Below are 13,473 nucleotides of genomic sequence, written 5' to 3' on the forward strand. Positions count from 1 at the left end.
CAACGCCAAGAACATATCCGTGGACTTTACTGTAGCCATTTGCACATATAACGGTGCAGAACGTCTGCCCGAAGTTCTAGATCAACTGCTTCATCAAGTTGGTACAGAGGATATTGAATGGGAAGTGCTAGTTGTTGACAACAACAGCAATGACGATACTGCTGCTGTCGTTGCTCGCTATGCAACCAATTGGCGTCAAGATAGCCAGTTAAGATATGTTTTTGAAGCCAAACAAGGCGCTACCTATGCTCGATATCGAGCCGTGCAGGAAGCTAGAAGCAGCGACTTGATTGGATTTTTGGATGACGATAATCTACCAGCAGACAACTGGATAGCCGAAGCTTATCGCTTTGGTTGCGATCGCCCTCAAGTGGGAGCCTATGGTGGCATTATTCATGCCAAACTCGATGAACTACCACCCCCCTACTTTGAGCAAATAAAAGGGTATCTTACTATCTATAACCGAGGTGCAACGCCTTTTCACTACAAGCGTTCCGATAAACCGCGCCGAATTCCTGCTGCACCCGGTTCAGTCATCCGGAAGCAGGCATGGCAAGACGCCGTTCCTCCTCCAGAAAAACTCCTAATACCTGGCAGAGACGAGAAAACAATGGCTGCCGGAGAAGATGCCGAAATAATGTTCTATATTCAAAATAGTAAGTGGGAAGTTTGGCACAATCCCAAAATGGAGATTTGGCATCATATTCCCCCATATCGATTAGAACAAGCCTATCTACTCAGACTGGCTCATGGATATGGCCTTTCCAATCATCTCACGCGAGTCACTCGGTTTTATCGATGGCAGCGTCCCTTCCTACCTTTTTTGATACCATTTTTTACATTACGCAATAGCTTAAAGGTATTAATTTACTACCTAAAAAATAAAAATTCTCTACCCAATAATATTGTGCAAGCTTGTGAATTTCAGTCCCAATTAGGGCAACTTTATAGCCCTTTTTTAGTAAAATATAAAAAAATGCCAGTCAAAGGTTTCATTAACGTAAACGCAAATTTTGAACAAAGTCAATGAAGATAGCATACGCTACTCACTATGACATTTTTAATAGCCGTACTTGGCCTCGCAACTTAATTGGGCACTGTGGGACTAATTACTACAAAGCGAAAGCTCTGGAAAGGCAATTGGGATCGATAGAGTATATTGGTCCTCTTGAGGAGATGTACTCCCCCTCTTTAAAATTATTATCTAAGGCGAAGAACCGCTGGCATAAGCATATATCTAAAAAAATATATTACCCTTGGGCCGAACCTGTTGTTAATCAAGGCTATGCAGTACAAATTGCCCAAAAACTATCAAAAGATTCAGAAATTATCTTAGGTCCAGATATGAATTTGATTTCATATCTTGAATGTAAGCAACCGCTTGTTGTATGGACAGACGCTCCTTATGCAGGTTTAATAAATTTTTATACTAACTACACTAATCTTTGTAGAGAAACTATCCAGCAATTAACGGCTATGGATAAGTTAACGTTGGATAAGTGCAGTCTAGCTATATTCTCCTCCGACTGGGCAGCTCAAACTGTAATTGATACTTATCAAGTTGACTCTTCTAAAGTCAAAGTGATTCCGTCAGGAGCCAATGTTGAGTGTGATAGAACGTTAGACGATATTAAGGAGATTATTGAAGCTCGAACCTCGGATAAATGCAAGCTCCTCTTTTTAGGCGTGGATTGGTTTAGAAAAGGTGGAAAGATAGCTTTAGAAGTAGCTAGCGAATTGAATAAAAGCGGATTGAATGTTGAATTAACAATAGTTGGATGCCAGCCTTTTAAGGATAGTTCTCCTCCTGATTTTGTTGTTAATCTTGGTTTTATTAGTAAATCAACAGCAGCGGGATTAATTAAAATTAGTAAGTTGATAGCTGAATCTCATCTGTTAATTGTGCCTTCACAAGCAGAAGCCTATGGTAATGTCTTTTGTGAGGCAAACTCCTATGGAGTTCCTTGTGTATCTACCAAGGTAGGCGGCATACCAACAGTAATCAAGGATAATGTAAATGGAAAACTTTTTTCAAGAAACTGCAATATTCAAGAATATTGTGCCTATATTTCTGATCTATTTAATAATTATGGAGCTTATAAAAAATTAGCTTTATCTTCATTTAATGAGTATCAAACTCGGTTAAACTGGTCAGCAACTGCTCAGACAGCACAAAGGCTGCTTATGGATTTAATTTAATTAAGCCTAATTACTCCTCATGAAAATCGCTTATGTTACAACTTATGATGTCTCTAATAGCTTGACCTGGCCTAGGTCTCAATTAGGGCTTTGTGGTGCTGGGGCTAATATAGCAAAGGCTTTAAAAAGTCAATCTATTAGCCTGGAATACCTTGGACCTTTAAATAAAAAAACCTCAATAATTACTAGGGCTAAGTGGGGTTTATATCGAAACTTTTTTAATAAAGATTACTACCGCTGGGCAGAGCCATTAGTGCTTAAAAATTATGCATATCAGATATCTAAAAAACTATCTAAATTTAACTCAGATATAGTGCTTTGTCCTGAAAATGCAGTGCCGATTGCTTATCTGGAATGTAAGCAGCCGCTTGTTCTTTGGACAGACTCAACACTGGCGGGGTTGATTGATTTTTATCCTTATTTGAGCAATTTATGCCAGGAAACTAAAGAAAATATATATTTAATGGAGCAAGCTGCATTGAATAAATGCGAATTAGTAATTCTTGCATCCGAATGGGCTGCTCAAACAGCTATTGATATCTATGGAATTGCCTCCTCTAAAGTAAAAGTGGTTCCCCGAGGACCTAATATAGAGTGCAACAGAAATATTGATAATATCCGTACCTTAGTGGACTCAAGAATGCCAAATCCCTGCAAATTATTGTTTTTGGGCGTTGACTGGTACAGGAAAGGTGGGGATGTAGCGCTTGAAGTAACTAAACAGCTTAACAGAATGGGTCTGGAGGCAGAATTGACAGTGGTAGGATGTCAGCCTATTACTGGTGAACCCTTACCTAGCTTTGTGAAGTCATTAGGGTTTCTTAATAAATCCACCCAAGCAGGGAAAAATCGAATAGATGAGTTGTTATCCGACACACATTTTTTAATCTTACCTTCACGCGCAGAATGCTATGGAATTGTTTTTTGCGAAGCCAATTCCTTTGGAGTTCCTTGTTTAGCTACAAATATCGGTGGTATTCCCACAAGTGTCAAAGATAACGTAAATGGAAGGACTTTTTCCCTAGATGCTCCTATCTCTAATTACTGTAATTATATTGAAAATATTATGAGAAATTATAGTAAATATAAAGAGTTAGCTATTTCTTCATTTAATGATTATCAATTTCGGGCAAATTGGGATGTTGCAAGTAAAAGAGCAAAACAACTATTTATACAGTTAACATCCTAAATTAGAGATAATTTGGTCAAAATTATATTTACTAAGTGGGAAGTTTCTATGACAAGCATTAATACGTCCACAATCCCCAGCGATGAATACTTATCAAAAAATCGGCTCATCAGCTACTACAACCAGGCACGTCTCATTAGAGGGTTGGGACGGCAAGTCAACAGCATTCTTGAAATCGGAATCTTTAATTCCCTTTTCACGGAAATGCTCAAGCGAGGTGGATATAATGTCACAACAGCTGATATTGATGCAAACCTAAAGCCAGACTTGATTTTGGATCTAGCAAGTGATTTTTCATTACCAAAAGAGAAGTTTGATGCGATCGCTATTTTTCAAGTATTAGAGCATATTCCTTACGATGATGCAGAAAAAGCCCTCAAAAAGCTGGCAGATGCAACAAAAAAATTTTTAGTAATTTCGGTTCCTTATAGAAGTAGATTTTTGTCAATTCAATTTAAATTTTCTTTGTCATTAAAACCCAAGTATTTTTTTGTTCGGATTCCGCTTTTTTGGAGTCAAAAGCCTTTGACTGATGAACACTGCTGGGAGATGGGACTCAAAGGCTATCCGAAAAAGCGTCTGGTCAACTCAATTGAAAAAGCGGGTCTTACTATTAAGAGAGAATTTATCGATCCTTTAAACCCCTATCACTACTTTTTCGTACTAGAAAAAAACACAAATAATTAGCATTCTAGGCGGAGATTGAGCGATCGCGTCCAGATACAATTTCCCTTACTAAACTAGAAAGTAGGGAAATCCGCATCTCCTGTGGGTGGTAATCCCATAGGGTTAGGCAGCTCTTCCCTCTACTCAGAACTCACAGCGATCGCTCACAATCAATATTTAAGATACTCGAAGCAAGCGAATTAGAGATCCCTAACTATGCTGGAACAAGGCACAATCACGATACATACCGAGAATATTTTCCCGATTATCAAGAAATCTCTCTACACAGACCACGAGATCTTCTTGCGGGAACTGGTTTCAAACGCTGTAGATGCCATCCAGAAACTCAAGATGGTTTCCTTCGCAGGCGAATTCACCGGCGAACTGGGCGAACCAGAAATCAAAATCGCAATTGACAAAGACAAAAAAACCCTCTCCATCTCCGATAACGGTATCGGCATGACGGCAGAGGAGGTCAAGAAATACATCAACCAAGTTGCCTTCTCTAGCGCCGAAGAATTTATCCAAAAGTACAAAGCCAACGCAGAGCAACAGATTATTGGTCACTTCGGTCTTGGCTTCTACTCCTCCTTCATGGTGGCCCAAAAAGTCGAGATTGATACCCTCTCTTACCAGCAAGGAGCTTCTGCCGTCCACTGGTCTTGTGATGGTTCACCCGTATTTCAGTTAGAAGACTCACCAAAAACTGAACGCGGCACTACTATCACTCTCACACTTCAGGATGAGGAAGTGGAATACCTGGAACCAATGCGGATTCGGCAGTTGGTAAAAACTTACTGCGACTTCATGCCAGTAGCTATCCAACTGGAGGGAGAGACAATCAACCGCCAAAAGGCACCTTGGAAGGAATCGCCCCAAAATCTGACCAAAGAAGATTATCTAGAATTCTACCGCTACCTCTACCCTTTCCAAGAAGAACCGCTGCTGTGGGTGCATCTTAACACCGACTATCCCTTCATCCTGAACGGGATTCTTTACTTCCCGAAGCTCAAGCCGGATGTAGACACCACCAAAGGGCAAATTAAGCTGTTCTGCAATCAAGTATTTGTCAGCGACCATTGCGAAGAAGTTATTCCCAAGTTCCTGCTGCCGCTGCGAGGCGTCATTGATAGCACTGACATCCCCTTGAATGTCTCCCGCAGTTCCTTAACCAACGACCGGACAGTTCGGAGAATTGCCGATTACATTGCCAAGAAAGTAGGCGATCGCTTGAAAGAACTTTACCGCGAAAATCGCGACGAGTACATCCGCTGCTGGCAAGACGTAGGCACTTTCGTCAAATTCGGCTCCCTCAACGACGACAAATTCAAAAAGCAAGTCGAAGACATCCTGATTTATCGCACCACTGCGAACCCTACACCTGCGGCTCCAGAAACTGCTCAATCCGATATTCCAGCCGTTGAAGTGCAATCCCAGGAGGGCGATGTCTGGCAAGAAGTGACCCCAAGTCAAACCTCAGCTTCTTCACCTCTCAGCCCTCAGTCCGAAGCCCTCACCACTAACTACACCACCCTCAAAGAGTACCTGGAACGGAATAAAGACCGCCACGAAAATCGAGTTTTTTACTGCACCGATGAAGTCTCTCAGGCGACCTACGTAGGACTACACAAAAACCAAGGTCTAGAAGTCCTGTTTATGGACTCCTTCATAGACTCTCACTTCATCAGCTTCCTAGAGCATGAACATCCGAATGTTAAGTTCTCCCGCGTAGACTCTGACCTCGACCAAACCCTGCTTGACCAGGATAAAGCAGGAGAAATTGTTGACCCCAAAACTAACAAAACTCGCTCAGAACAGATCAAAGAGTTATTTCAGAAAGCCCTCAACAAGCCCAAACTGAACATCCGCACCGAGGCGCTCAAGTCAGATGATCCTCAAGGAACCCCACCAGCAATGGTACTCTTGCCAGAAGTTCTGCGGCGTCTGCGGGAGATGAACGCATTAATGCAGCAGCAAAGCGTTGAATTTCCTGAAGAACACATTTTAGTGGTCAATACCGCGCACCCGCTGATCCAAAATCTAGTTCAGTTAAGCCAAGGCAGTATTATCCAAGGTAAGGGTCAATCGCCCACCGGCGATTTAGCTAATCTAATGTGCCAGCATATCTATGATTTGGCATTAATGGCTCAGAAAGGATTTGACGCTGAAGGGATGAAATCCTTTGTGGAACGGTCGAATCAAGTGCTAACTCGTCTGACAGCACGCTAGGCGAGTATGGGTGGGCACTGCCCACCTAAGCAATAGCTTGGGTACAATCTAAAAGCTATATCTAAATAACGACCGAAAATCTGGAGATTCGACTATGTCGCGCAAATGTCAGCTGACCGGAAAAAAGGCGAATAATGCCTATGCAGTTTCTCACTCTCACCGGCGTACCAAAAAGCTACAGGAAGCAAATCTGCAATGGAAGCGGGTTTGGTGGCCTCAAGGGAATCGCTGGGTGAAGCTAAGGCTTTCTACGAAGGCAATCAAGACTCTAGAGCTAAAGGGTCTGCAAACGATGGCTAAAGAAGCGGGAATTAACCTGAATCACTATTAGTACAGCCTCTAGAGAATCCCTGAGTGCTTATGGCTTCTAGTAGAGACGTTGCTTGCGATGTCTCTACACTTTGTTATTTATGTGCTGCCTGATACCCCACTTCATGGTGCGTGTTGGGCAGTTTCTTTATTTTTTTACTAGAGGTGATAGGTTTTGCACAACATCTGGGTATCTTAACTACAGTGAATCTACCCCGGTTTTTTGTTAAGTTGTGTTGAAGCTAAACGCTATGTTTGCAAAGATGGTTTATAGAGATTCTTAAATCTATCCCTTGAGGGAAGCGCATATCTAGCTTTTATTCCAAAATACGGAACGGACATCTCTACTCCGGAAAGGTACTGGAAAATTTAACAAGCCGTTAAACATCTGAGTGCGTAGTTTCCCGGTTGCCCACTAGAAATTGGGTTGTTAAGACAGAGGAGAAATGTCGAACTATAAATTTTTGATGAAGCTTCCCTCCACCTCATAAAAGGCGAAATTTCAGGCAATCAGCCTTTTCTCAACCCTTTCAACGCTAGTTCTTAATTTTTTAAGTTTTAAACTCTTCATTCCACTAATCTCTCACCTTTGACAGGAAAGTAGCCATGTCATCCCGCAACAAGCTAGTTAAAGCTATCCAGAATTTTTTCCGACAAATGATGCAGCTAGCCAGAACAATTACCAAAACGCTCATGAATTGGCTCTTGCGGAGCTTAATGGTGATCGGTCGAGGCTCAAAGCTTGCCAAGTCTGGATTTATTTTGCCAACGGTGACAATGGTAATCCTAGTCGTCATATTGCTGACGACAGCAATAATGTTCCGAGCCTTCGATCGGTCGAAAAACGCCAATAATGTCAGGGTGGATCAGGCAGTACTGCGAGCGGCCGAGCCAGCACTTAACCGTGCCAAAGCCAAAATAGAAGCGTTAGTAAATATTGAATCCAATCCGGACTTGACAAGCCCAACTCCGAATGATGAAGTTCTGGAGGGCGCTTTTTATAAAAACGCTACAGATAAGGCTAAAGATAAATATACATTTGGTGACGAAACCCGTCTTTCTGTACCAGATCCAACAGATCCAACCGGCACAAAACCGAAATACAACGCATGGAGTTTTGAGGTTGATACAGATAACAATGGCGAAAATGACAGCTATACAGTGTATGGCATATTCTTCCGTACTCCTGGCATTGACCCAGTAACCAAAAAGCCCACGCCTAGAAATGCCTTAGAAGCTAGAACTCCGCCGATGGAGAGCGGCTCTTCAACTGCGGGACCCTGTGGAGCGCTGACTGCCGCTAGCTTAACAGGAAGCAAGGGTTGGTATAGAGTAGGTGCTAACCTCAAAAGAAGCTTTTTTGTTTACGCAGTAACCGTTCCCAAAGATCCCAACAAACCCAACAAAGGCTTTTCGGCTTTAGAGTATCAGCAAGATGTGCCGCGAATTCCTCTCAGCAATAACGCGGTGGTATTTGACGGCGATTTGGAGATAGCACCCGGTCCTGCTTTTAAGTTAAATGGACGTGTCAAAACAAATGGCAACTTCCTGACTGGTAAGAAAAAAGAAGTTGTTGAATTCTATCAAGTCAGCAGTCCAAATTCTTGCTTCTATCAGGAAGAAAACGGCAAGATGATTGTTGGGGGGAATGTGGGTATTGGCGCACTAGATACCAATCCAACGAATACACTCGACCCCGTCAAGGTTCATTTGTATCAGCCAGGAAAAGCACCCGACCAGAATAAATCGTTGAATACTGGCAACCAATCTGTTACCCAGAATGCGTGGCTGCTCTCCTATAACACCCAAGCGTATGAACAGCGAATTAACTATTTAGTAACAGAACAAAGCAAGAAAGCTGAGTCTAGCGATCCTCTGGAGGTAAATGAGAAATATAAAAACACTACAAACCCTCAAGAGCGAGCGGAGAAGCGCCAAAAAGCACTAGAGGTATACTTCAAAGATCGCACTCGTCAAGTTCCTTTTGAAGAAGTTAAGTTTGGTGACAAGGCTGCGGCATTGGCAGGAGCAGCCCTTGAAGGTAGCAATGAAACGCTGCGACCACCGGAAGCGTGGGTGTTTCCTACTAATCCTAATGATGGGATCAACAGCGCGAGCTATGCCAAGCTAACGCTGAACAAGCAAGGAACAAAACTACTGCCACCAGCAACGCAACCAGAAACACAAAAACAGTCGGGTAAGGAAAGTTTACTGGGCGATCGCGTGTTGATCGGCAATAACTTGCCAGCTCTGTGGTTCGATACTAAGAAAAACAAGTTTGTTGGACAGGATGCCACACAAGATATTCAGGGGACTGTGTGGGATGCCCCAAAAAATGCCTCGACCCGTAACCGTCAAAGCCGTGTCAAAGCACTTTCTGACCTGGGAGACACAGATAGAAATGGTTACTGGGAGGAAATAGCGTCAACTGCACCCAAAGATCCGCTAGAGGGCAAAGGAGGTTTGCGCGTCGTCACCGGGGCAGGAATTTATATTGATGATGATGAGTATGGTCTTCCTCAGACGAAAGGCCTTCCCAACTTTTCCCGACGCAACATTGGAGGCGCACCGCCAGTACCAAGTAAAGAATCGTTTTTACCTAATCCAACCTGGGACACAAGATTTGTCGATACCAGCGTAGGGGGAAGTGGTACACAGCCTATCAAAGTAGCGGATCTAAAATTTAGTAATCAAGATCCTATTTTGGTGTGGCCTGACACCATGCCGATGACCGGCGGTGCTGGAGAGGCTCGGAAAGGCGACCTGCTGATGAGGGCAACAGCAGTTTATCAATACGGCAGCAGTGCTGGAAAAGATCAGAACCCCATCGCTTGTGTCAGTAGCTATTACGATCCTACGGATGCAAACACCGCTAGAAATCCAGTCGGGCTACCTGATGTAAGTGGTGGTCTTGATACCAATGGTGACGGCATTATCGATCAGTTAGCGAATGGCTTACCTTCTGGTTCGCAGCCTGCTGATGGTGTGGGCAAGTCCAACAATGGCGTCGTTTACAGCTTCCCCGGAAGAAATATACAGCCCTGGATGCAAAGACAGGCAAGGTTGGTATTTCCCAATGGGCGGTTTGCCAATGAAGCTTTGAGAACGGCTCTCTTGAAAGGGGCTACCGATCGCACTCTGGCTGATAATGCTGCAATTGATACAGCAATTTGTGCCTTCACCATTTTAGGCAACCCCTTGAGCGGCATTAATCCTGCTGCTATTCCTCATGGTGCGATCTACGAAACTACTTTCTTGGATGCAAGGCAGGTTAAGACACTTCATCAGACCTATCCGATAACAGACGCGGCACAAAACATTAACCCGGTGTACGACCTCAGCCTAGAGGAACGTCAGCCCCAAGAAGTTCGCGTTACCGCCTTGGATCTAAATAAGCTGCGGAAAACAAGTGCCGCTACTTCAGCAACTGGCCCTAAACCAGAGTATTTGCTTCCAGACAGCGGAATTATCTACGCTACTCGTGATGACGCTTTACTGGATTTGAGCGACCCTCTAATCACATTGGCTGGCGACACACCAGCACAAAAAGAACAAAAGAAGGCAACGCAGAAGCGATTAAGTACGGTAGATTTTAAGCTCGACCCAACCCGCCGTTCTAATGGGATTCTGCTAGTCAACGGCAGTAGACTTTCTCGTAAAGATGACAGCAACTCTTACAAATTGGTGTCGCCAGAGGGAGCAGAAAAAGGTCTGATATTAGCTAGTAATTTACCAGCGTATGTGCAAGCAAATAAAGATGGTAACAATAGTGGCTTCAACTTGCATCAAACCTCAAGTGGCAATCTGTTAGAAGAGTTTGATGAAAAATTAGCAGGCATAGACTGGGTAGCTGGTGATTTTTACGGTCGCAAAAATTTGGATAAAAACTTTGCCTGCCGCAAAGACGATCCACGGCTTCCTCAGTGCAATCCTGGCGACTTATGGCGACAAGCAACTGTTCTGGCAGATTCTGTAACCCTACTTTCTGAGAATTTCAAGTTAGGTTTCCGGAATGAGGGAGATTATGACCTGAGAAATAACCAGGAAGCCGCAGATAAGCGGAAGAGAAACGGCTTCTTGAATAACAACTTCGTCACGAGTCGTAATTTCATCGATTCTGTCTACGCGGGCAGCAACGCTACTGATGCAAACTACCGTCCTAGTTCTTACTTCAACAACTTCGTGACGCCCATCCAACGTCGGGTGAGTTCAGCTCAGTCCTTTGAGTATTTGATGGAAATGTGTCCGAAACTGCCGGTTTCGGAATGTCAGGCGAAGGATTGGGTGGTTGGTTATCGGGTTAATGCAGACACAGACTTAGATGATCCAGTTGCTTTTGACGCAAATGAGAACGGTACCGTAGGAGACCCCGAAGACATAGAAAGAAATATTAAGGTAGGTAAGCTAACCAATGCTGTGGCGGCTTCTGCTCTACCTTTCGATAAAGCTCGTCTAGGTGCAGGTACAATCGCTCAAGCCGCCTTCGACTCAATTGCTGCTGACAACAACCCAGAGTATCAACGCTATGCCCGCCGCGTTGCCTTCGCACGGAATCCAGATAAAACGCTCAAAATGACGCAAGTCGCTTCCAACCCCGCTACTCCTATCCCGTTAGGATTCCCTATAAATGCGGCTGGAGCGGTTACGGAGATTCCATACAATGCTGCGACGCCACTAGGCTCAATATCAGCAGTAACAAATTCCCTCTGGTTTAGGACAACTAATGCAACTCTAGGCTCTGCACCTTATTGTGATGGAGGCAGTCCAGTAATTCCAGGTTGTCTTGGTGGAGCTAACAACATCACTTATGGCACCAACCAGCGACTGTACTATCTGCCTCCAGAAAGGGGTGGAAACAAACTGTTCTTGCCAGACATTTCTAAAGCACCAGCACTAGGTACCATAGCAACAGCCTTGAATGGTATCGATCCTAATGGAGACGATGATCCGGCTGACTATGCAGTTTGTGCAACGGCAGGTACTTCAAAGCTTTTAGCAGTTACTACTCCTCTAACAGCTGGTCCGTGTCCGGTTAGCGCTAATATTGAGGCTGCCAGAACTGGCCTTTTAGCTCTGACACAGACGCCACCGCCGTCTCTGTTGCCATCAGCACTCCCTCTACAGCTGCCCCTGCCCGGAACTGTAAGACCCGATAAATTCTACATTTACAAGCTCGACCCGACTAGCCCCCTTACTACGGGTGTGGGTTCACTTACGCTTAACGGAGATCGCGACACCGTCTTTGTCTTCCAAGCTCCATTAGGTAAATCGATTGCGTTTAATGGGGTAAAGCTGAACCTGAATGGAGTAGACCCTAATAATATTTTCTGGGTCTCAGACGATAACCTGACTTTCGCTGGTACTAACGTGTTAGCAGGTAATTTCTTTGGAAAAGCTACAGCGAATCCTACCATCAGTGCAACTACCACAATATCGAGAGGTCGTTTGCTAGGATTTGGTAATCCCACTATTGCGGCAGGTGCCATTCAAGCGATGACTTCCCCTGATGAGCCGCTGTTGGTGCCAGTGTTGCAGACTCGTCTAACCACTAAAACGACTGGCAACCCAACGACTGATGCAGACACAGCGGCTGACCAAACCCTCTGGATGCAAAAAGCCAAAGACACCACATTTAATCTGTTAATGGCTGGAGGATTAACTCCCAATCGTGTAACGGCAAATGGACTAAGCGAAACTAATGGCGGATTGATGGGATTTGCAGGAGTCTTAGAAAACTGGAAAGACATTCCGTCTCGAATCAGCGGTTCATTTATCCAGTTCAAGACCAGTACCTATGCCACAGCCCCGTTCCTTCCCATTCCCAACACTTTGATTACCCCAGCGCAAACTATTTTTGGCTATCCACAGGCGTATAGCATTAACAACTCTAGCGATGGGCTTAATAATGGACAGGGTCGAAACCCCTACTATATGCCACCCGATCGCCGCTGGGGTTTTGATGTGGGAATACTATCCCAGCAGCCTGACACATTCTCTACACGATTTACCGAAAAACCTGAGACTCTTCCTGACGAGTTCTTCCGGGAAGTCGGTCGGGATGACCCGTGGGTGAAAAACTTAATGTGTGCTAAGTCACCAGGTAGTCCTCCCCTCCTCGGTAGTAGTTATTGCCAGCCCTAGGCAAAACAGCTACGAAATTTCGCAAAACTCCTAGTTAAGAACCAGCCATGATCGCACACCAACAGCATCCACTCTCCACTCAATCTAGTGAAGCCGGTTTCACGCTTATTGAATCTTTACTGGCTATTATCGTGGTGACTATCTTGATGGTGGGGCTAGCACCAGTGCTAGTCCTCTCAACTGCCACTAGGGTTCAAGCAAAGCGAGTGGAAATTGGAGTCCAAGCCGTAAAAAGCTACATTGATGGGGTAAAATCTGGGGCGATTGAGCCTCCCAGCAACAAAGTTGAAACAAGTCCAAGCAAAAAGTTCATCACTGAAGTTGCTAAATTTCCTACTCCCACCAGTTCAGGCACTTTGGACATGAAAGCTGGTTACGACTCTGCTCTGTCACCAAAACTGTACTGCATTGATGGAGATGGAGATGGCTTCTGTAAACATACCAGCACTTATGATATGGTCATTCAGGCAGTTCGCAGCTATACCCCAACTGCGGCGAATGCCAACCCAGACCCCAAGCAAACCGGATACAGCCTAGGTCTACGGGTGTATAGATCGGATGCCTTTAGCGATGCTCAGTCGTTGCTCAAAAGTGACACCCAAACAAAAGTGACCCAATCTACTTTTACAGGGGGGACGGGGGGTCGCAAAGCTCCAATTGTGGAAATGACGACTGAGATGGCTCCCAGTCAACCCAAATTGCAAGATTTGTGCGTTCGCCTAGGTTGCGGCGGTCAATAA

Annotated in this window: 8 protein-coding genes; all 8 read left to right on the plus strand. The window is 44.5% G+C overall.

Translation table 11 applies throughout. The annotated features are described in order from the left end of the window. Positions 1-19 precede the first annotated feature (19 nt). The 8 genes from hpsE to hpsB all read left to right on the plus strand — a co-directional run bounded on the left by hpsE (position 20) and on the right by hpsB (position 13,473). Complete coding sequence (gene hpsE / locus NC996_RS01955; protein WP_190685680.1) at positions 20-1,030, plus strand: hormogonium polysaccharide biosynthesis glycosyltransferase HpsE; 1,011 nt, start codon at positions 20-22, stop codon at positions 1,028-1,030. A gap of 110 nt (positions 1,031-1,140) precedes the next feature. Next, positions 1,141-2,199: a glycosyltransferase family 4 protein gene (locus NC996_RS01960; RefSeq protein ID WP_348259969.1), complete on the plus strand. Its 1,059-nt coding sequence runs from the start codon at positions 1,141-1,143 to the stop codon at positions 2,197-2,199. A gap of 19 nt (positions 2,200-2,218) precedes the next feature. Then, positions 2,219-3,388: a glycosyltransferase family 4 protein gene (locus tag NC996_RS01965; RefSeq protein ID WP_190685686.1), complete on the plus strand. Its 1,170-nt coding sequence runs from the start codon at positions 2,219-2,221 to the stop codon at positions 3,386-3,388. Positions 3,389-3,436: 48 nt separating this feature from the next. Then, entirely contained in the window at positions 3,437-4,075 is a 639-nt protein-coding gene (locus NC996_RS01970) for a methyltransferase domain-containing protein (RefSeq protein ID WP_190685689.1), read from the plus strand. Positions 4,076-4,270: 195 nt separating this feature from the next. Continuing rightward, complete coding sequence (htpG, locus tag NC996_RS01975) at positions 4,271-6,283, plus strand: molecular chaperone HtpG (protein ID WP_190685693.1); 2,013 nt, start codon at positions 4,271-4,273, stop codon at positions 6,281-6,283. A gap of 94 nt (positions 6,284-6,377) precedes the next feature. Beyond that, the gene (gene rpmB / locus NC996_RS01980) at positions 6,378-6,614 is read left to right on the plus strand and encodes a 50S ribosomal protein L28 (RefSeq protein ID WP_190410643.1); all 237 of its coding nucleotides are present in this window, start codon (positions 6,378-6,380) and stop codon (positions 6,612-6,614) included. A gap of 584 nt (positions 6,615-7,198) precedes the next feature. Beyond that, entirely contained in the window at positions 7,199-12,733 is a 5,535-nt protein-coding gene (gene hpsA / locus NC996_RS01985) for a hormogonium polysaccharide biosynthesis protein HpsA (RefSeq protein WP_190685696.1), read from the plus strand. A gap of 47 nt (positions 12,734-12,780) precedes the next feature. Continuing rightward, on the plus strand, positions 12,781-13,473 hold the full coding sequence (hpsB, locus tag NC996_RS01990; RefSeq protein WP_190685699.1) for a hormogonium polysaccharide secretion pseudopilin HpsB: 693 nt from the start codon (positions 12,781-12,783) through the stop codon (positions 13,471-13,473).

Source organism: Trichocoleus sp. ST-U2 (assembly GCF_039961875.1).
GTDB lineage: Bacteria > Cyanobacteriota > Cyanobacteriia > Cyanobacteriales > FACHB-T130 > FACHB-T130.